This window comes from Gemmatimonadota bacterium, from assembly GCA_021295815.1.
GTDB lineage: Bacteria > Gemmatimonadota > Gemmatimonadetes > Longimicrobiales > Gaopeijiaceae > JAGWBQ01.
Genome location: JAGWBQ010000007.1, coordinates 227,028 through 247,023, shown reverse-complemented (window position 1 = coordinate 247,023; position 19,996 = coordinate 227,028). Strand labels below are relative to the sequence as shown.

Annotated in this window: 15 protein-coding genes; 4 read left to right on the top strand and 11 right to left on the bottom strand. The window is 67.0% G+C overall.

What is annotated here, in order from left to right:
• Positions 1 to 20: 20 nt before the first annotated feature.
• The 3 genes from J4G12_04565 to J4G12_04555 form a co-directional block, all read right to left on the bottom strand.
• Positions 21 to 503 carry a VOC family protein gene (locus J4G12_04565; GenBank protein ID MCE2455079.1) on the bottom strand — a complete coding sequence of 161 codons (483 nt, stop codon included), beginning with the start codon at positions 501 to 503 and terminating at the stop codon, positions 21 to 23.
• A 4-nt stretch (positions 504 to 507) separates the two neighbouring features.
• Complete coding sequence (locus J4G12_04560; GenBank protein ID MCE2455078.1) at positions 508 to 2,001, bottom strand: serine hydrolase; 1,494 nt, start codon at positions 1,999 to 2,001, stop codon at positions 508 to 510.
• A 353-nt stretch (positions 2,002 to 2,354) separates the two neighbouring features.
• Positions 2,355 to 3,131: an ADP-ribosylglycohydrolase family protein gene (locus J4G12_04555; protein ID MCE2455077.1), complete on the bottom strand. Its 777-nt coding sequence runs from the start codon at positions 3,129 to 3,131 to the stop codon at positions 2,355 to 2,357.
• A 91-nt stretch (positions 3,132 to 3,222) separates the two neighbouring features.
• Here J4G12_04555 and J4G12_04550 point away from each other — a divergent pair, with 91 nt between their 5' ends.
• Positions 3,223 to 3,984: an HAD-IA family hydrolase gene (locus tag J4G12_04550; GenBank protein MCE2455076.1), complete on the top strand. Its 762-nt coding sequence runs from the start codon at positions 3,223 to 3,225 to the stop codon at positions 3,982 to 3,984.
• Positions 3,985 to 4,076: 92 nt separating this feature from the next.
• On the opposite strand, the gene J4G12_04545 is transcribed toward J4G12_04550, so the two are convergent.
• The 8 genes from J4G12_04545 to J4G12_04510 form a co-directional block, all read right to left on the bottom strand.
• Positions 4,077 to 4,817, bottom strand: coding sequence for a molybdenum cofactor guanylyltransferase (locus tag J4G12_04545; protein ID MCE2455075.1), 741 nt, complete (start codon positions 4,815 to 4,817; stop codon positions 4,077 to 4,079).
• Entirely contained in the window at positions 4,810 to 6,213 is a 1,404-nt protein-coding gene (locus J4G12_04540; protein MCE2455074.1) for a hypothetical protein, read from the bottom strand. Before J4G12_04540 ends, J4G12_04545 begins: the two co-directional genes overlap by 8 nt.
• Before the next feature lie 162 nt (positions 6,214 to 6,375).
• On the bottom strand, positions 6,376 to 7,206 hold the full coding sequence (locus tag J4G12_04535) for a hypothetical protein (GenBank protein MCE2455073.1): 831 nt from the start codon (positions 7,204 to 7,206) through the stop codon (positions 6,376 to 6,378).
• On the bottom strand, positions 7,203 to 8,414 hold the full coding sequence (locus J4G12_04530) for a membrane dipeptidase (protein ID MCE2455072.1): 1,212 nt from the start codon (positions 8,412 to 8,414) through the stop codon (positions 7,203 to 7,205). Before J4G12_04530 ends, J4G12_04535 begins: the two co-directional genes overlap by 4 nt.
• A 59-nt stretch (positions 8,415 to 8,473) precedes the next feature.
• Entirely contained in the window at positions 8,474 to 11,056 is a 2,583-nt protein-coding gene (locus tag J4G12_04525) for a S9 family peptidase (protein MCE2455071.1), read from the bottom strand.
• A 388-nt stretch (positions 11,057 to 11,444) separates the two neighbouring features.
• Complete coding sequence (locus tag J4G12_04520; GenBank protein MCE2455070.1) at positions 11,445 to 11,864, bottom strand: CDGSH iron-sulfur domain-containing protein; 420 nt, start codon at positions 11,862 to 11,864, stop codon at positions 11,445 to 11,447.
• A 179-nt stretch (positions 11,865 to 12,043) separates the two neighbouring features.
• Positions 12,044 to 14,101: a BatA domain-containing protein gene (locus J4G12_04515; GenBank protein ID MCE2455069.1), complete on the bottom strand. Its 2,058-nt coding sequence runs from the start codon at positions 14,099 to 14,101 to the stop codon at positions 12,044 to 12,046.
• Between the two features lie 6 nt (positions 14,102 to 14,107).
• The gene (locus J4G12_04510) at positions 14,108 to 15,034 is read right to left on the bottom strand and encodes a DUF58 domain-containing protein (protein MCE2455068.1); all 927 of its coding nucleotides are present in this window, start codon (positions 15,032 to 15,034) and stop codon (positions 14,108 to 14,110) included.
• A gap of 276 nt (positions 15,035 to 15,310) precedes the next feature.
• Here J4G12_04510 and J4G12_04505 point away from each other — a divergent pair, with 276 nt between their 5' ends.
• From J4G12_04505 to mfd, 3 genes are all read left to right on the top strand, one after another.
• The gene (locus J4G12_04505; GenBank protein MCE2455067.1) at positions 15,311 to 15,757 is read left to right on the top strand and encodes a hypothetical protein; all 447 of its coding nucleotides are present in this window, start codon (positions 15,311 to 15,313) and stop codon (positions 15,755 to 15,757) included.
• Positions 15,758 to 15,818: 61 nt separating this feature from the next.
• Positions 15,819 to 16,388 carry a hypothetical protein gene (locus J4G12_04500; GenBank protein ID MCE2455066.1) on the top strand — a complete coding sequence of 190 codons (570 nt, stop codon included), beginning with the start codon at positions 15,819 to 15,821 and terminating at the stop codon, positions 16,386 to 16,388.
• A 432-nt stretch (positions 16,389 to 16,820) separates the two neighbouring features.
• On the top strand, positions 16,821 to 19,946 hold the full coding sequence (gene mfd, locus J4G12_04495) for a transcription-repair coupling factor (protein MCE2455065.1): 3,126 nt from the start codon (positions 16,821 to 16,823) through the stop codon (positions 19,944 to 19,946).
• Positions 19,947 to 19,996 lie beyond the last annotated feature (50 nt).

The following is a 19,996-nucleotide window of genomic DNA, read 5'->3' as shown; positions in this document are numbered from 1 at the left end:
CGGTCCGCGCCACCCGACCGTCAGCTCGCTCCCACCGAGCGTCTAAGCGCGGCCAGGTCGATCCGAGTCATGGTCAGGAGCGCCTTCATGACCTCTTCCGGGCTTTGCTTCATTAGCGCTCCCAGCTCGGCGGGCAGGACCTGCCAGGAGACGCCGAAACGATCATCGAGCCAGCCGCAGTATCCCTCCCGTCCTCCGTCGGAAAGCGCCTCCCAGTAGCGGTCGATCTCTTCCTGGGAGTCGCAGTTCACCACCAGCGAGATCGCCGGCGTGATCTTGAACATCGGCCCGCCGTCCAAGGCCGTGAACGGCCTGCCGCAGAGCTCGAATTCGACCACGTCGTTGCCTGCTCCGGGGCCTGCGGCGATCTTCCCCACGTTTACGATCCGGGAATCCGGGAATAGCGACGTCCAGAACTCCGCCGCCTCACGCGAGCCCTGCTCGAACCAGAGGCAGGTGGCGATCTTCCGACCGACATCCGAAGTCACGTTCGCCGCCGCCATCCGGCTATCTCACCTTGCGTGAAAAATTGCCGTGCACGCTCATGCGGTCGACCACGCCGTCCTCACGATAAAAGACGTAAGCCTCTCCAAGCTCGCCGTCTTCGCGAACGCGACGGAAGGTGTCGCCCTCCACGTGTCGCAGAGCGGTCATGGCGTCGAGCGGATCCCCGGAGGGAAGTCCCAAGGCGACGATGGAGTCGTCCCAGCGCAGGATCGCTGTCTCCCCCCAGGTGGATTCGTAGATGCCCTCGTAATCCCTGAAACGCGCTGGGCGGGAAGCGCCGTGCACCGACGAGTCGCGGACCCTCTCGAACGCGCCCCCGAGAACGTCCATGACCCGGTTCCAAACCTCGGTCGGGTTCGCCTGGGCGTTCATCAGCACGATGCCGGCCAGCTTCGTTGACGGAATCAACCGGAAGGTGCTGCGGAAGCCGGGGCAACTGCCCCCATGGCCCACCACTCGCGCGTCGTCCCGCTCCGAGACCGAGAAGCCCAGACCCCACATGGTGTCGAAGTCCGGATCGACCCAGTGGACCCGATGCATCTCCCGAAGCGTGTTGGCGTCGATGAGCTCGGTACCGCCGTCGGCGAGGAGCCGGAACTGCCAGGATGCCAAGCGTGCCAGATCCTCCACGGTGGAGGCGTATCCTGCTGCGGGCGCCATCCCCAGAGCCTGGAAGAACGGGGCTTCCTCGCGCTCGCCGTCACGACGAAGCCGCCCGTAGCCGGTAGCGTATCGGCCGCCCTTGTGCTCCTCGGGGATGTCGACATAGGTGTCGGCCATGCCGAGAGGGTCCAGGAGATGCGTCCGAACGTACTCGTCGTAGGCGAGCCCCGACACCTCCTCGACCACCTGACCCGCGAGCGCCATCCCGAGGTTCGAGTACTGGAAGTAGCGCCGACCCGGATAGAGCGTCTCCTGGTCGGAGAGCCCCTCGACTATCTCGTCGCGGGTCGGAAAGGGATGATCGGGTCCGGTCCAGTAGGGGTGGTCGGACTCGCGCGGCAGCCCCGACGAGTGGGTCAGGACGCCCTCGACCGTGACTGCGGGACTCTCCGGGTAGGCTTGATCGAGGTCGTACCAGGGCAGTATCTCCGATACCGGATCGTCCAGACGGAGCTTGCCGGCGTCTCGCTCACGCATGACCGAGATCGAGGTGAAGAGCTTCGAGATCGAACACACCGAGTACATTGTGGAAGGCGTGGCCGGCGCTTCGCTCGCGGGATGCGCGAATCCGTAACCCTTCGCCCACACCAGCTCCTGATCGTGCACGAGTCCCACCGAGACGCCGGGTATGTTCTCGTAGTCCATCTTGGCGTCCAGCCAGAGGTCGAAGAGCTCGGTCGCCTGCTCGAAGCGCGGATCGGTGGTTACCTCTCCCGTCTGGGCGCAGCCCGATGCCGGCGTAAGCGCCAGCGCCGCGACCAGGACCGCCGCCCGTCGCGCGGTCAGCGGCGGTTTCGACCGATGAACGAATGTGGAGCCGCGTCGGGCCATGTTCCGGGGTCTCCAGTTGAAAGCGGAACCTTGGTATCGAACGGAAACCTAAGGGCAAGAACGGGCGGATACCATGCCGGTCGCCCGGCAGCGAAATCGGCCGACCCACGTCGCGGTCATCTCCGCAGGAGTTGCGCGGCGACGATGTACCTGCCGATCCTTGGGCACGGTCCAAGGTTCATCCGGTCGGGATCGGCCGGGCATGCGTGGGGGATCAGCGAACCTCGGTCGGGAGCCTCCGCACCACCACACCCAGATGCGACCATCCCATGTGGTTGACAGGTCGCGCAGCACGGGGGATCGCCCAGGATCGACGATCTCGGAATGGGAAACCCTGGGTCGGAGGGCGTCCATCAGCTCCCGTACATCTTCTCCATCACCTCCCGGATTCGCGGCGCGTCGTCCAGGTACGACTTCGCCTTCCCGATCATCTCTTCGGGCATTCCGTGCAGCCCCTCCGCCACCGCTCCGGCAATGGCGGCGAGCGTGTCGGCGTCTCCCCCGAGCGACACGGCGTTTCGGATCGCGTCCTCCAGCGAGCTCGACTCCAAGGCGCAGGTGATCGCCTCGGGCACGGTCCGCCGGCAGGTCTCGTCGTACTCGTAGCCGGGACGAATCTCGTCGACGCTCCGTGAGAGGTCGTAGTCGTAGGTCTCCGCGACGGCCTTGCGGATTTCAGTCGGTTCCTCGCCGGCGAACGCCATCCAGATCGCGTGTGTCGTCGCGCGCGCACCCTTCATCCCCTCCGGATGATCGTGGGTCACCTCCGTCACTTTGTCGGAGGCGGCCAGCGCGGCCTCAAGGCTGTTCCGATTCAGGAACGCAGCGGGCGAAACCCGCATCCCCGCCCCGTTCCCGAAGCTGCCGTAGGGCCCGGGCGAGTCCTGAAAGATCCAGAACGAGAACATGGTCCCGTAGGAGTAGCGCACTCCGAAGTGATCCCGGCACCAGGCCTGGAGAGTCTCGGCGACGGGCCTGTCGTTTATAAGTACGTCCGCGACCGCCGCCGTCAGCACCGAGTCGTCGGTGACGTGGCAGTCATCGCGCCAAAACTCGAAATCCTTCGTCTTCGCCGGATGGGCGAACTCGTGTCGCGACCCCACGATGTCTCCGATGACCGCTCCCCACATGGTGCTTGCCTCCGTAGATTTTGGGACCCGGCGAGCTACGATCCCCCGAAATAACGCCCGTCCGAGCCTTCCGCCCACATCCGCGACTGCCATGAACACGACCCTCGACCCCGCCGGCTTCGAGCTCCTGACCTTCGACTGCTACGGTACCCTCGTCGACTGGGAACGGGGCATCGTCGACGCCGCCCGTCCAGTCTTCCAAGCCCGCGGGCGGAGCCCGTCCGACGGTGAGCTGCTGGCAGGCTTCGCCGAACACGAGCACGTCGTCCAGGCCGAGCGCTACCGGAAGTATCGGGAGGTCCTCGCGCTCACGATCGAGCGGATGGCCGATGACGCGGGCTTTTCTCCGACCGCGCACGAGTGCGAAGCCTTCGCGGGATCGGTCGGAAGCTGGCCGCCCTTCCCGGACACCGTCGAAGCTTTGCGGAAGCTCGGCTCGCGCTACCGGCTCGGGGTCGTGTCGAACGTGGACCGCGACCTCTTCGCAGCCACGCAAGTCGCCCTGGAGATCGATTTCGACTGGGTGGTGACCGCCGAGGACGCCGGCGGCTACAAGCCCGCACCGGATCACTTCGACACCATGAGGTCCGCCTCGGGCATCCCCGCGAAGCGCACCCTGCACATCGCCCAGAGCCTGTTCCACGATATCGCACCGGCCTCCGCCCTAGGCTATGCGACCGTCCACGTCGACCGCAGATCGCGAGGATCGGGCGGAGGAGCCACGCCCCCCGCCCGGGTCCGACCGACCGCCACGGTCCAGGACATGGCGGGCGTCGTCGAGCTCATGGGGTTGGGGGACACGAGATCGGTCGGAGTCCGGCCGTGCCACTCGGCGTGGAGGAGCGGCGGGTAGACGTGCGCCCAGCTCCCGGGTGTTGACGTGTATCATACCGGCGACCGCGAGACCGCTCAGGGCGTCGAGCGATTCGATCCGTCCTTCCAGCTTCACGGCGTCCCCAGCTTGTCGTGCCTCACGTTCCCCGAACCCGGTTCCGGTGTCGCGTTAAATGCCTCGCCCCCAAGGCCGGACCGACCCGCGACCACCGCCTCAGCCCTGTCCAGATCCGCTTGCGTGTTGACGTTCAGGAACTCATCGTCGCCGGCTTCCGTGAGCTGCACCGGCCTGCCCCCGACCGCGCTGAAGAACGAGTGCATGGAGGGGACCACGCCCGAGAGGGCGGTGTCGAGCGCCCCCAGCAGGGTGCAGGAATAGACGGCGCAGAGCGGCTGGATCGACGGAAGACGTCCGCGCTCTTCGCCCTCGAGATGACGGAGGTTCAGCTTGGCCGCGACGGCCGGGGCTTCCTCTTGCTTCCAGATCTTCACAAGCTCCTCCACGGTGGCCGGAGTCACGAGGGGAAGATCGCACGCCAGCACGAAGGCTCCCGACCGACCGCGCTTCTCCGCCTCGAGGAGGGCCGCTTCGATTCCCGCCATCGGTCCTCTCCCGCTCCGGCGGTCGTGCACGATTGCACTCCGGGCCGTCGGAAGGCCGCGCACATCCGCTGCCGCCGCGTCCCTGGCCAGCGCCACCACTACCTCTTCGAACGACTTCGCCAGAGTGTTCCGCGCCCGAGCGACCAAGGGTGCTCCGCCGAGACCTGCTCTGGTCTTGTCCTTCCCGAACCTCGAACTCCCGCCACCGGCGAGCACCGCTCCGAGGAGGCAGGAGGAGAAGTCACCCATCCGGGAGCGCCCGCGTCCGGGTGAAGAGACTGACCCCCACGAAGAGCGCGGCGGAGGTCAGAAATCCCGCCACCACGGGCTCCACGTCCGAGCGGCCCGTGATCTTCCACGCGAAGGTGGCCGCCACGCCGCCGACCATCGCGGCCGCCGCACCGGGAGCCGTCGCTCCCCGCCAGAGGGCGCCGCCAACCACGGGCAGGGCGAACGCCGCCCCCATCAGCGCCGTGAAGAGAAGGACGATGTACTGGACCAATTCGCCTTCCCCCACGCCGAAGAGAAGCAACGCGACCGGAACCGTCCCCACCGTCAGTATCCCCAGCCGCGCCACGGCAAGTCCGCGAGCCTCCGAGACTTCCCGCCGTCGCAGGAGGTTCCGGTAGATGTCGACGGAGAGCGCGGAGCCTGCGACGATGAGGAGCGAGTCCACCGTCGACATCATCGCTGCGGTTATCGCCGCAAGCAGGATCGATCCCAGCGCCATGGGGAGAACGTTCATCGCCAGCACGGGCATCGCCAGATCGCCGCTCGGCAGAGCCGGGAAGAGGGCTATGGCCCCGAGCGCCAGGACGAATACGACGAGATTTAGGGTGAGGATCATGGTGACGGCGAAGAGGATGCCCCGCCTGATAGTGCGCATGTCGCGCATGGCGTAGAGGCGGACGAGCTTCTCGGGCGTGGCGATGCCACCCAGGAAAAACGAGAGCCCCATGCTGAAGAGGGCTACTGCGGGCATGCTCTCCCACGAGAAGACGAGCGGATGCGCCGACTCCGCGAGAGCGAGCAGGCCGGAGACGCCGTCGGTGTGCTGGAGGACGAGCGGGACGGCGACGAGCGCGCCCAGTACCATGACGACCAGCTGGAAGCTGTCGGTGTAGACGACGGCGAGCATGCCGCCGACTATCGTGTACGCGAGGAGGATCGCCGTGAACGCGAGCATCCCCGTCATCGGCGGGACTCCGAAGACGACGTTGGCGATGACGCCTCCGGCGACGATCTGCGCCTGGACGTAGACCACCGTCGCGATGAGGATGATCGTCGCGGCGAGTCCGCGCAGCTTTCTGCTCCCGTAACGACGTTCGATGAAGGCGGGAACCGTCAGCTCCCGTCGGCTCGTGAAGCGTGGGGCGAGGACCGCGACCATGAACCAGTACGAGAGCGGGATGGCGAGCAGGACCCAGCCGAACGACCAGCCCACGGTGTACATAATGCCAATCGTGCCGACGAAGGTGCCGGCCGAGGTATGTGTGGCGGCCATGGTCGCCCCGCCGGTGAACCAGCCCAAGTTGCCGCCGGCGATCCAGTAGTCGGAGTCGCTCCGGGTTCTTTTCAGCGCGACCCACCCGATCACGAAGACGATGAGCGAGTAGCCGACGAATATCCAGGCCCGCTCGCTCACCGCCGCTCCTTCCGGATCATCCAGATCAAATAGAGGACGAGGACGACCCCGCAGGCCAGGAACAGGCCCCAGAAGATGAAGCCGGGAGAGGACTTCATCGGCTCGGCTCCCGGTGCGCAGACGCTCTCCCGCGCACCGTCGCGGTCACTGGCGATCCGCCCCTCACCGCTCGAGTCCGCGCCAGGCCGCGGCCCCCACCGCGACCAGCAGGAATCCTGCGCCGAGCATGAGGTAGAAGGCGAGATCGGGTCGCCACGTCCCGTCGGTCCGGGCGCGAAAGTCGATTACCGCGGGAGGTGCCCGCGAGCTGACTGCGAGAACCCCCGGTTCCCGGGGCGCGAGTCCGGACGGGAATTCCGAGAAGACGCGCCACTCCGCTGGCAGCTCGACCTCGGCGCCGAAGGTCTCGGGGCCGACGGCCGGAGCGAGCTCCGGAACCAGAACCGGGATACGCGCTCGGAGATCCGGCTTTTCTCCATCCACCGCGCCTCTCACCTCGTACGCCACCTCGAGCTCGAACGCGGTCACGCCCCCGGCATCATCGCCGCCGCCCCTCCCGTCGCGCTCCCAGAGCTCACCCGGAATCTTCGCCCTCCGCATGGTTCCGCCCGATGGCGACAGCGGGAATGCCCTGCCGGCGACCCGCACCGAATCCGCGAGCGCGCCGCCGAAGCCGAGAAGTTCGAAGGCAGGTGTAGGGGGCTCGAGCACTTCACCCGCGACGGTCACCCGGTACTCGATCCTCACAACCGTCCCGCGCGCGCCGTCGGCAAGAGACGCCCGGAGCCGGAGCGAGGAGAGCGCCGGAGCAGGCGTTTCGCTCGGGGTTTCCTGCGCTGCCCGAGGAGCCGCGCCCGCGAGTCCCAGGAGGAGGGCCGCTAGCAGTCCGTGGCGAAACTCGCGCGAACGCCGAGAGCAGCGAAGCTCCGCGACCGCCGGACCGACCGGCGGAACGGCCGCGCCGCAGCCCAGCGGAGCCGCTCCCCGGCTCACTCCCAGGCGAGCCGCATGACCCGGAGAGCGTTTCCGCCCATGACCTTGGCTATATCGTCGTCCGAATAGCCCTCGCGCACGAGCCAGCGCAGGATGTTGTGACCGCCCTCCGTCGGATTCTCGATCCCGTCGACGAACTCCACCTCGTCGTACTCCTGACCGGACCGCCCCGCTCCCTTCGACTCCTTGAGCGAGAGCGCCGCCGCGTAGACGCGGTGGAGCCCGACGTGGTCTCCGTACGTCGTGTCCGGCCCGAAGCCCACGTGGTCGATCCCCACGAGCGCCTTCACATGCTCGAAGTGCTCCATCAGAGCTTCGAGATTGTGCGTCCGGTTGTTGCGGGTTAGGGTGGTGTGCGGAGCGGCCTCGATCCCGATCACGCCGCCCTTGGCCGCGACCGCCTCGATCACCTCGTCCGGCGCCAACCGCTTCGAGTCCCAGAGCGCGCGAGCGCCGATGTGCGAGAGAACCACGGGTTTTTCACTCCATTGGACGGTATCCAGCGTGGTCCGGTCGCCGCAGTGCGAGCAGTCGATGAGCAGTCCCAACTTGTTCATGCGCTCCACCGCCCGCCGGCCGAAGTTGGTCAACCCGCCGTCGCGATGCTCTTTCAGGCCGTTCCCGAGTGCGTTCGACTCCGAGTAGGTGATTCCCAGCGAGCGCAGTCCGAAACCGTGGAGGATGTCGATGCGGTCGAGGTCGTGCTCGATCATGGCGGCGCCTTCCATGGTCGCCACCCACGCCACGCGGCCTGCCGCTCGCGCCCGCTCCACGTCCTCCGCCCGCAGACACGGCGTCACGAAGTCCTGATGCGCCAGATCGGAGAGGCGCATGCCGAGATCGTGGAGCACGTCCTCCCACTGCCAGCCCGAGTGCGAACGGATGCGGCAGAGGCCGTCCATCAAGTTGTCGAAGACGCAGTCCCAAAGCGACTCGGCGATGCCGCGGAACGCGGTGTGCATCCGGCCGGCCCGGCAGTACTCCGGCGTCTCGTCGATCCTCTCCGGGAAGACTCCCAGATGCTCGTGCATCGAGATCATGGGAGAGGCCGAGGCGAGAGCCCTCGCCCGTTCCTCCCCCGCCCCGTCGAGCTCCACTCGCATGGAGTCCACGCGCCCGGTTTCGGCACAGAGTTCGAACTCGCGGTAGTCCGCCCCGGGCTCGAGGTAGGAGTATGACCGGTAGCCGGAGTAGCGTCGGTTCTTCATGGTGCCCGTGACAGGAAGGGCTCCGTCGGACGTCCGAGCGAAGATCCGCCGGTCCGCTTCTAGCGCGTCTTCGGGAAGTGCCCCTGAAGCTCGAGTATGTCGACATCCCAACGTTCGTCCCCGAGTAGATGCTTCACGAAGTACTCCGCCCGCAGCCAGAACCAGTAGTTGCTCATGTCGCCGAAGCCGTGCCTCTGGCCTGGGAAGATGAAGAAGTCGAAACGCTTGTTCGCCCGGATCAGAGCTTCCGCCATACGGAAGGTGCCGGCGTGGTGGACGTTGTTGTCGTTGTCGCCGGTCGTGAGCAGAAGGTGGCCTTTCAGGTTGGCGGCGAGGTCCGAGTTGCGTTCGATTTCGTATTCCCAGGTCACTTCGCCTTCGTCGTCCACCACCTCTTTGACGCCGTGATGCGTCTCCGACCACCAGCGGTTGTAGACATCGTTGTTGTGGTTGCCCGCCGAAGACACCGCCACCTTGAAGAAGTCGGGGTAGACCAGCATCGCCGCGGTCGACATGAATCCACCGCCCGAGTGACCGTAGATGCCGACCCGGTCGCGGTCGATGTAGTTGTGGCGGTCGGCCAGCTGCTCGATCACGGCCTTCTTGTCGGCGAGTCCGTAGTCGCGCAGGTCGCCGTAGCCGTAGTTGTGGTACCACTTGGAACGGTCGGGGTGACCGCCGCGGTTCCCCATGGTGACGACTATCATGCCGAACTGGGCCAGACCCTGCTCGGTCGAGTTCGTCGACCAGGATTTCGACACCGACTCGGTCTGGGGTCCCGGGTAGACGTAGGCGACGATCGGGTAGTCGCGGTCCGAATCGAAGTCGTAGGGCTTGTACATGACGCCGTAGATGTCGGTCACGCCGTCGGCGGATTCCACCTTGTAGGGCTCGGGCATCTGGTAGCCCGCGGCTTCGAGCGCCGAGAAGTCCGCCGTCTCCAAGTCCATGATCTTGCGGCCCGTGGAGGCGAAGAGCGCGGAGGCCGGAACGGTGTTCACCCGCGAGTGGTTGTCGACGAAGAAGCGCCGCGACTCTCCCATCGACGCCTGGTGATCGAAGTCGCCGGGGTTGAGCAGGGTGAGCCCGGACCCGTCGAGTCCGACCCGATAGAGGTGGAAGTAGTACGGATCTTCGCCCTCCTCCCTCGAGTTGCCGACCAGAAAGACGTGGCCGGCGGCCTCGTCCACGCCCGCGATGCCGTCCACGTGCCACGGACCCTCGGTAAGCCGGTCGATCATCTCACCCGAGGAGTCGTAACGGTAGACGTGGGCCCAGCCGTCGCGCTCCGACCACCACAGCATGTCGCCGTTGTCGAGCATCTCGATGGGGCGGGTCTCGATGTACGTGTTGAGCGAGTCCACGAAGAGCATGGAAGCTTCGCCGGTGGCGGCGTCGGCCGTCATCACCGCGGCGCGGTGCCGGTCGCGGCTGAGGCGCATGAAGTGGAGCACGCCCGGCTCGTCCGAGATCCAGAGCGCCCGCCGGGGTTCGTCGGAATCGGGGTAGAAGAACTGTCGGTCAGTGACGACCTGGAGATCCTCGTCGGACCACGGGTCGTGCGCGACGGTGACCTGCGACCTGGTCTCGAGGTCGTATACGATGAGCTCCTCCTGGGTGACCTTTTCCTCGCCGGCCATCTCGTAGGAGTAGGTCTCGAGCTCGGGGCGCTCGTTGCCGTCGCCTACCACGTGCACTACCCAGAGCTCGCCCACCTCGCGGTTGTCGCGGCGCACGAAGGAGAAGTAGCGCGAATCCTTCGACCACTGGATCGAGGTCGGTTTGCGATCGTCCTTCTCCTCTTCCATCGAGACGTTGGTCTCGCCGCGCCCCGTGTAGTTGCCCTCGTATGTGTAGTACTTCTCGCCGTCGGTGGTCAGTTGAGTCTCCTCCACCTCCACCTCGTCTCCGGCCTCGTCGGCCTCGTCTCCGGTCTTGCCCCGCCTGGCGTCGACGATGCGCCGGTAGTCCTCGCCGTTCATCATCCACAGGTTGTGATGGCGAGCGAAGATCACGGTTTCGCCGTCGGGCGAGACGCTGGCCCAGTTGGGATGGTTGTCCGGGTGCTCGTAATCCTCCATTTCACGCAAGGTCTGCGTCGAGATCGTGTACTCGAAATAGTGGGTGCGCTTGCGGGTGCGGGTTCGCGACCGTTCCCCCTCCTCCTCCTCCTCCATGTCCTCTTCGACCTCGTCGTCTTCCTCTTCCTCGACCTCCTCGTCCTGCGAGGACTGGACCTGGAAGTGAAGCGTGTTGTCGTCGATGAAGCGGATGCTGCGAATGGGAAGGTGCTGCCCGTCGTGTGGATCGCGGGTGATGCGAGTGAGCTCGGCGGCGATGCGGTCGTTGTCGAAGATGCTCGTCTTCGTAGCGCGCTCGGGATCGACGATGTAGTAATAGGTGCCGTCCGAGTCCTCCCATTCGTACCAGAACTTTTCGGATCCCTCGATCCACCTCGGGGCGACGCGTGTGCTGTGCACCATTTCGCTCATCTTGTACGGAGCGAAGCGAGCGGCGAGCTCGAAGTTGGCCCGCTGGTTCCGTGCGCGGCGGTCCTGGGCGGCGGCGGGTTCGGGGTCGGAGAGAAGCGAGACGCTCAGGAGGGCCAGCGAAACAAGGGTGACGAATCGATAAGCTGTCATGGCGAAGGTGGGTGAGATGTGATGGTGAGGAGGCGTGGGAAGGAGGTGCGGGGACGCAGGGGGCGACGGCCGGCCGACGGAAACGTCGCCGTCCCAGTCGGGCCCGCACTGTCCGTCGCAGGTTACGGGCGTCAACCTACCCGAAGGAGGAGGAGGTCCGCAAGGAGAAAGCTTCCAAGAGGAACGTTTCTCACGGACCGGACGTGACGAAACGGTCAATGGCGGGGGAAAACCGGTGTGCCGCCACATAGACGTCTAAGATCGGTTACGATTTCCGGTCCGCCCGCCAACCCAATGGAAGGGTCAACTCGGCCACGGTGTCCCCTCGAGACGCTAACGGTACGCAGGCCGCGACCGCCCCGCCTCGGCCCGCCGCGAAAAAGAGCGCTCACGGAGCCTCGAATCCCGCCTCGCGGTGACTTCCGTCACAGAACGGCTTGGTGGAAGATTCGCCGCACCGACAGAGCGAACCCTTCACGCCCTGGGACATGGTTCCGTCGGCGGCCACCACGGTCAAGGGGCCGCGCACCGCGAGGGGGCCGTTGCCGACGCAGACGATGCGCACGGGGTCGTCCGCGCCTGCGTTCCCGTCGGCCGCCGGAACGAGCCTACCGCCCCGGATCAGGCCGGGGTCGTCGAATTCGGCCGTTCGGTGGGACCCGTCGCAAAACGGTTTGTTGTTGGAATGACCGCATCGGCACAGGGCGACCGAGTCCGACTCGGCGACGATCTCGCCCGCCACCTCGACCCGGACGTCTCCCGTAAGGCACAGCGGACCGTTCGGCGGCACTGCGGCGATGTTGTTCATCCGGCTCTCCTCCCGTTGGTGATCTCGGCCAGTGGGGTGACGACCACCTTGAAGCTCAAGTTATCCCGCAAACGCCTGAGTGCAAGTTCGAGCCGCCGCCACCGAGTCCGGCGTCGGCGCGGATGCAACGTCGCGCTGCCGCCGGTGGCTTCGTCCCCGGTTTGCTCGAGGTCCCGCCCTCATCCGCTTCGTCTTCCCCTCGCCGTCGACGCTGCGACCAGACCTTCGAGCACGAGGAGGATCAATCCCGCTCCGAGCAGGAGGCGCCAGAGCTCGGGTCCTCTCCGGCTGCGAAAGACGAGGTCGGCCCATTCCTGGGCGTCGCCCGCGATTTCCACTCCGGCCAGATCCCGGACATCGTCTTCGGAAAGCGGTGTAAGGTCGGATTCCCTGGGGTCCGGGACCACCGCCGCCCAAGAGTGGAGAAGCTCGGCGCCAGGATCGCCACCAACGCTCACGGCGCTCGAAGCCGAGGTGACGGAGTTGGTGCCGCCCGGGTTCGTGCCGCCGCCGCCCGAAACCTCAGGGGCGGTGGAGTCCGAGACCGGCACCTCAGCCCCGCCGATCAGGAACGCGTAGAGTCCCGCCTCGCCGGTCTCACGCAGGGTTCTCGCGCCGTCCACGGGTCGGATCCGCCCGGACGGCAGGCGCACCGCCGTCACACCTGGCGGAGTGGGCAGCGGTTCGCCCGCCAAGCGCTCGGCGAAGCGGCCCCCGTCGGCGCCCCTCCGCGTCCACTGGCCGACGATCCAGTTGAAGAACGGAACCATGCCGGCCGAGACCGGCAACGAAGTGGAGCGTTCGTCGAGAGGCGACGCCAGCAGGAGGAAGCGCCCCCCTCGGTTGTCGCGACCCTCCACCGCCCAGGCTTCCCCGGCCAGCTCCGCGAGCACGCGCCCCGGGTCGTCAGCGCCTTCGACGGGGACCAGCCCGTAGGCTCGGTCCACTCGCGTACCATCGAGCGGCTCCGGCAGCTTCATCCCTTCGAGCGCGGCTCCGCCCGTCAACGCCCTCCTCTCCAGCCGCCAGCCGATGCCCATCCCTACCAGTCGTCGGTTCAGGGCCGGGAGGCGCGCGGCGTCGGCCGGCGGCAGGACCAGCGTCGCACCATTTCCGTTCACGCGTCCCGGAACGCCGTCCGCGCTTACCAGGAGGTCGGCTCCGTCGGGCGGTGAGCGGGAGATCCGCCCCGCCTCGCCCAGCACTGCGAGAGCCTCGGCGACGAACATGCCCACCGGGCCAGCGGTGGCGACCGTGGTGGGTGGGGCGGCCTCGAAGACGAAGTAGCGGCGATCGTCGGCGCGAAGCCGGTCGGGCTCGATCTCGGCATAGCCCGATGTCCAGCCTGCTGCGGTCCGGGGCAGCTCGATCCGCCCGGCGGCCCCGGGTGTCAGGTCGAGCACGCCGCGCACCAGGTCGGCGGTCGCCACCCTGACCTGCGTCTCCTTTCCGCCGACGCCCGGTCCTGCAGTGACCGCCACCTCGGCTCGGGTGCCGACCACCGGAGCTGCTCCGCCGCCCACGACGACCGAGACCACGCCCCGGTTGTCGCCTGCGGCCTCCGGCGGCGCCGGCGCTATAAGGGGGATGCGTGCCTCCGGTCCGGAGCCCGCCTCCTCGGATTCCGGCGGGGCGTCCGCGTCGAAGGCGGTGGCCTGCATGTCGGACAGGAAGTGGATCTCGTGGTGCGCGAACTCTGTCTCTTCGAGCAGAGCCCGAGCCTTCGCCAGCGCGGCGCGGGCGTCACCTCGAGCGTCCGAGGGACGGATATTCGCAAGCTCGGCCACCGCCTCTCGGGCCCGGAGCGGGGTCGCGGGCATCCAAGGTTCTCCCGCCCTGATCATCCAGAAGCGGTCGTCCTCACCGGCGAGATCGAGCGTGACCCGAGCCAGATCGACCAAGCCGTCGAGCACCCGGTCCTCACCGCGCACCAGTCCGCTGCTGAGCGAGTTGTCGATCACCAGCGCAACCGCCGTGGGAGGATGACCCCCCGTGCCGGACCTCAGGTAGAGACGAGCGGCCGCGAGCGCCAGCACAAGCACCACCGCCGTGCGCAGAGCTAGCAGAATTAGCTGCCGCAGCCGTATGCGACGGGAGCGATCGCGCTCGGTGCGTACCAGGTAGCGGAGCGCGGGGAAGACGAAGGTGTCCGCATCGCGTCGGTGGAGGAGGTGGAGGAGCACCGGCACCGCCACCAGGGCGGCCGCGAAGAGCAGCGTGGGATTCAGTGCGCCCAATAGCCGCTATCCCAAACGTTCGCGCTTGACCAACGCCGCCCGGAGGGCCGTCGCGAGCGGTTCGTCCGTACCGACCAGATGATAGTCGATCCCGAAGGGGCCGAAGGCTCGCCTCCATTCGGCCACGGCATCCTCGACCGCGGTCCGGTATTCGGCGCGCAGGTCCGCGACGTTGACTACGCTCTCCTTGCCGGTCTCCGGATCCACGAACTTCGCCTCCGAACTCGCCGGCAGGTCTCGCTCTCCCGGGTCCATGACGTGGAACACGATGACCTCGTGGCCTCGGTGGCGAAGGAAGCGGCAGGCGTCGATGGTCTCCTCGGCGTCGACAAGCAGGTCCGAGATAAGCACCACCATGCCGCTCTTGTGCAGACGTCGGGCGACGTCCCGCAGCGCCCCTTCTGCTCCGGAGCCGCCTCCGCCGCGAAGCCCGGACAACGCCAAGGTGATCTCGCGCCACTGCCTGCGTCCGCCGCGCGCCCGGATTCTCGACGTGACCCGGTCGCTGAACGCGATCGAGCCGACCGCGTCCCCCTGGCGAAGCAGTATGAGCGAGATGCAGGCCCCCAGATGGCTCGCGTACCATAGCTTCGCGGGCAGACGAGACGGATCGGAGGACCACTCCATGGAGGCGCTGGCGTCGACGACGAGCTCGGCGCGCAGGTTGGTCTCCTCCTGAAACTGCTTGACGAAGTAGCGGTCGGTCCTGCCGAACATCCGCCAGTCGAGGTATCGGGTGTCGTCGCCGGGCCGGTACTGGCGCGATTCGGCGAACTCAGCCGAGAAGCCGCGTTTGGGCGAACGGTGCAGCCCCATTAGGAAGCCGCTCACCACGGCCTCGGCGACCAGTTCAATGCCGCCGATCTCCGCCAAGGTCGCGGGATCGGCAAGATCGGGGCGTGCGGTATCGGGTAGCGCGGCAGGTGTCGACACGGGGGGAAGATAGGCCCGGCGCCCCGATGCGGGTAGCCGACGAGGCGACGTCGAACTTCGGACCGGACGGGAGCGGGTGGTGTAGCACTACATATGACGTCTTCGTCCAGAGGTCGGGGACCGACCGCAGCGCCAGAGGCGAGACCGTTGGCACGGCTCCCTGCCGCAAGACCGCTCGCGTGGCGTTCCCCGTCGGTCGCGATCCCGGCTTTCGCAGCCGCTGCGCTTTTCGTCGGGTCATCATGCAGCGCGGATCCGACTGCCCCCGAGGGCGAGTTGCCGGCCGCTCAGATCGCAGCCCTGAACGACGCCTTTTCCGAGATGGGCGTGTGGGCGGCCCCCGGCGGCGTAAGGGAGGAAGCCTCCATATACCTCGACTGCTCGATCGAGGGCGACGTGTCGATCACCGGCACCTCCGCCACATCGGCCGACTCGACCGCCTACACCTTTGAAATCTCGGCGAACCAATGCCTGATCTCGGGAGGCGGTGTCGCCTTCGCTATTGACGGATCGGTGTCGGGCGAAGGATATTATACGGCGGCGGACGACGCCCTCGCGGGCTCCTACTGGGCGCGCGGCACCCTCGACTGGTGGATAGGCGACCGCACGGGCGCCTGTATCGTCTCGGTGGACGTCGAAACCGTTCAATCTCTCACGGACCAAGCGTCCTCCTCGGGCAGCGTTCAAGGCACCCTTTGCGGGTACCCCGTCGGGAATCCGTAGACCGCCCCATTTCGCCGGCGTCGTTACCCCACTCACACTCACGAATCAGGAAGAACCGAAAATGCTCAAGAACACTCGCAAGCTCGCGGCCTCCCTCGCCCTCTGCGGCCTCGTCCTCGCTCCCGTCGCCTGCGGCGACTCCACCCTCGTGCCCCCCGAAGAGGAGACCCTCACCGCCCAGGAGGCCACCACCCTGGCCACCGGGCTGCAGACGATAATCCCTTCGGACGTCTCCCTTATCGAGGCGCTTACGGTCCTGCAGCAGGTTCCCTGCCCGGCAGGCGGAGCCGCAACCGTAGAAGGTTCGTTGACACCGGGTGGCGACGGACTCTCCGGCAGTTGGAGCTTTACCATGGTGCCGGTGGCGTGCGTCGTGAGCCAGGACGGACTCGTCTTCACCGTGAACGGCAACCCCAGTCTCACCTTCGCAGGCAACTTCTCCGTGGGGGAGACCGGCATCACGATCACCAACCTGCTTAGCGGCGACTTTTCGTGGGAAGTCGGCACGCGCACCGGCGACTGCTCGGCCTCGCTCAACATCACAGTGACGGTCGATACCGACCTGGTCGTAAGCGGCTCGGCCACCGGCACCCTCTGCGGGCACCAGATCAGCCTGGATTCCACGCTCTAGGATCACACGCCCAAACCACCCGTGGACAGGACCTGCCACGGCAGTGCGACGCCACATCCGCGCCGGACCCTGCGCTCGGTTTCGCTCAGCGGGCGAACAGCGATGAAAATCACACCTCATCGTACCGGGCGCAGCTGCTGCGCGGCTCTCGGCGGTCGGGAGAGTTTCGCCATGGGCTCAGCCACGGGCTTCTAAGAGCTGCGGATCGGCGGAGACAGGCTACTGCTCGACTCCATCGCGCGCGGCGAGCCGGTACGCGAGCTCTCGGGTTCGCTTCCCGACCCCGGCGAGATCACGCCCGTTCGCGGAGCGGTCGGCTCTCTCGGCTCTCTCCTGCTCTTCGCGCTCCGGCGGGCCAATCCGGATCGGATCTTCGTAGGCGTCGCTCCGTCGCCTTCCGAGATATCCGGGATCGACGCCGATCTCGAGACCGTGTCGGAGACGGTCTTAGGAGACGACCGTCCCGAGTGGCGGCTCTACCCGCAACGCGAGTCCCTGCCCTACGAGATAGGCAGGGAGCAGGCGGAGATCAGCTCGCTTCGTGTGGAGGCGGTCGAAGCCGTCCTCTCGAACGAGTGCGGCATCCTCCTCGCCACACCTCGAGCCCTTCAGGAGAAGCTTACCGTACCGGAAGCGCTTGCGTCGCTCAAGCTCAGGCTCCGCGTCGGCGACGGATACGGCCATGCGCGACTCGTCGACGATCTCTCGAGTCGCGGCTACGAGAGAGCGCCGGTGGTCGAAGAGGTTGGCCAATTCGCCGTGCGCGGCGGCATCATCGACTTCTACACGGTGGCGTCCAACGATCCCGTCCGCGTGGAGTTCTGGGACGACGAGATCAGATCGATTCGCACCTTCGATCCCACCGACCAGCTCTCGCGCACGAACACTCAGGAAGCGCAGCTCCTCCCGGTCGACTTCCGGACCGGCACCGAAGCCGGAGAGGCTGTCGCCAAGTCCTCTTTGCCGGACCTTCTGCCTCCGAACGCCGTTTTCGCCCGACTCGGAGACTTCAGCGTCGAGAAGGCGGCGGTGAAGGCGTGGGAACGGGTTACCAAGCGCTACGCCGCGCTCGGCGGCGCCGCCGAGTCCGCGCCGGAACCGGGCGAACTCTTCCTCGATCCCCTGACCTTCCGGGAAATGGGTCGCCAGTACGGCTGGGTAACGGTTTCGGAAGAGCCGCTCGGCGCGGAATCCGGCAACGGCCGCCTCCGCGGCTGCCACAGCCCGATCGACCTCGAGGGCCGCCCGCCGCCGCGCATCCGGCGCAACATGCGGGACCTGGAGGACTACCTGCGCACCGGCGAGGACACCGGGAGTCGGACGCTCATCCTCTGCGACGGGCCCGGACAGCTCGACCGCCTCGAGGAGATCTTGGGCGAGAAACGCATTCCGGCCGGGACCACGCTCAGTCTGGGCGTGCTGGGTGGCGGCTTCGAGATCGACCTGCCGGAGGGCGGTCTTCGCGTCCTCAACGACCACGAGATCTTCGAGCGTCCGCGCCGGCGGCGCAGCTCGCGTCGATTCAGGGGAAAGGTATCGGTCGAGAGCCTCGCTCAGCTCAAGCCCGGCGAATACGTGGTGCACATGGATCACGGTGTGGGCCGGTTCGTGGGGCTCGAACAGGCGGAGATCGCCGGCACGACCATCGAGTCGCTCGTGATCGAATACGCGGGCGGCGACCGGCTCCAGCTTCCGGTGGACCGCGTCGATCGGATCGAACGCTGGGTAGGAGTGAACGAGGACTCCGCACCCCCCTCGCTCCACCGCATCGGCGGCAGGCGCTGGCGCAGCCAATGCGCTCGGACCGAAGCGCGCATCGCCGAGATGACCTCCGAGCTCCTCGACCTTCAAGCTCGGCGAGAGGCCGCCGTCGCCTTCGCCTTCTCGCCCGACTCCCGCTGGCAACGCGAGATGGAGTCGTCCTTCCCCTTCAAGGACACGCCGGACCAGCGCCAAGCGACGATCGAGGTGAAGCGCGACATGGAGCGGGCCCGGCCCATGGACCGTCTGATCTGCGGCGACGCGGGCTACGGCAAGACCGAGGTGGCGGTGCGGGCCGCGTTCAAGGCGGTTCAGGACAGCAAGCAGGTGGCGTTCCTCGCCCCGACCACAGTCCTCGCCGAACAGCATCGTCGCACGCTCGAAGAGCGGCTGGCCGGATATCCTGTCGCGATCGGCACGCTCTCACGCTTCCGCTCTCCAGCCGAGCGGCGGTCCGTTCTCGCGGGGCTCGCCGGTGGAGAGGTCGATATCGTCGTCGGCACCCACAGGCTCCTCTCCGGCGACGTGATCTTCAAGGACCTCGGACTGCTGATCATCGACGAGGAACAGCGCTTCGGCGTTCGCCAGAAGGAGAAGCTCAAGGCCCTGCGGAGCTCCCTGGACGTGCTGACGCTCTCGGCGACCCCTATCCCGCGCACGCTGCACATGGCGCTCTCGGGCCTCCGCGACCTCTCGCTCATTCGCACGCCGCCCCGCGACAGGCTGCCCATCTTCACGCACGTCATGCCCTGGATCGACGACATCGTCGCCGAAGCCGTCGGGCGGGAGCTGGATCGCGGCGGGCAGACCTATCTTCTTCACAACCGCATCGACTCCATCTTCACCGTCGCCGAGCGCGTCCGCGCACTGGCGCCCGGAGCCGAGGTGGCGGTCGCTCACGGACGGATGACGGTGGCCGAGCTCGACGAGGCCATGCACGGCTTCGTGACCGGATCAGCCGACGTGCTGGTCTGCTCTTCCATCATCGAGAACGGCCTCGACGTACCCAACGCAAACACCCTGATCGTGGATCGCGCCGACCGCTTCGGCCTCGCCCAGCTCTACCAGATCCGGGGGCGGGTGGGACGGTCGGACCGACGTGCGCACTGCTATCTGTTGATCCCCGACGAGGTGGAGCTCGAGGCGGAGCGCAGGCTGAGGGTGCTGGAACGGAACATCGAGCTCGGTGCAGGCTATACCATCGCACTCAAGGATCTGGAACTGAGAGGCGCGGGCAACGTCCTCGGCGCGGAGCAGTCCGGTTTCGCGGAACGTATCGGCCTCGACGCCTACATGCGACTTCTCAAGAAGGTCGTCGCCAGGGTGCGCGGCATCGAGAAGCCCAAGCTTTGGCCGGATCCGCTGGTCACCCTCGACGGGCCTGCCTTTCTGCCGGACGCATACACCGGCGAAGCGTCCCAGAAGCTCCACTTCTACCGTCGTCTCTCCGGCGCGGGCGCACGGCGGGAGATCGTCGAACTGCGGGCGGAGCTGCGCGACCGGTGCGGAAGGCCGCCTCGAGAGGTGGAACGCCTCTTCGATTCGGCGGAGCTGCGCGTGAGCGGGAAGGAGGTCGGCGCGGAGAGCGTGACGGTGACCGGAAACCGGGCGCGCATCAACTTCCACACCCGGGCCGACCCTCGGGTCGCGGCCTTCGGACCCGTCCTCAGGAAGCGCGACGCAACGGTCGAGATCGCACGCATCGATCCGCTCTCGATAGTAATCGTGGACGGCGGTCGGCGGTCGCCGGTCGAGACCGCCTGCCTCGCCCTGGAGGCGCAGGCCGCCGACGCGTGAGATTTAGCTAGCTTGAAGGGTCGGCGCCAGCACCCGCAAGCCCGACGAGG

What these genes read in the sequence shown, in the direction of transcription:
- J4G12_04530 (MCE2455072.1), bottom strand. Translation starts at nt 8,414, where the DNA reads ATGAAGAACCGACGCTACTCCGGCTACCGGTCATACTCCTACCTCGAG.
- J4G12_04555 (MCE2455077.1), bottom strand. Translation starts at nt 3,131, where the DNA reads ATGTGGGGAGCGGTCATCGGAGACATCGTGGGGTCGCGACACGAGTTC.
- J4G12_04560 (MCE2455078.1), bottom strand. Translation starts at nt 2,001, where the DNA reads ATGGCCCGACGCGGCTCCACATTCGTTCATCGGTCGAAACCGCCGCTG.
- J4G12_04525 (MCE2455071.1), bottom strand. Translation starts at nt 11,056, where the DNA reads ATGACAGCTTATCGATTCGTCACCCTTGTTTCGCTGGCCCTCCTGAGC.
- J4G12_04550 (MCE2455076.1), top strand. Translation starts at nt 3,223, where the DNA reads ATGAACACGACCCTCGACCCCGCCGGCTTCGAGCTCCTGACCTTCGAC.
- J4G12_04500 (MCE2455066.1), top strand. Translation starts at nt 15,819, where the DNA reads ATGCTCAAGAACACTCGCAAGCTCGCGGCCTCCCTCGCCCTCTGCGGC.
- J4G12_04520 (MCE2455070.1), bottom strand. Translation starts at nt 11,864, where the DNA reads ATGAACAACATCGCCGCAGTGCCGCCGAACGGTCCGCTGTGCCTTACG.
- J4G12_04565 (MCE2455079.1), bottom strand. Translation starts at nt 503, where the DNA reads ATGGCGGCGGCGAACGTGACTTCGGATGTCGGTCGGAAGATCGCCACC.
- J4G12_04545 (MCE2455075.1), bottom strand. Translation starts at nt 4,817, where the DNA reads ATGGGTGACTTCTCCTCCTGCCTCCTCGGAGCGGTGCTCGCCGGTGGC.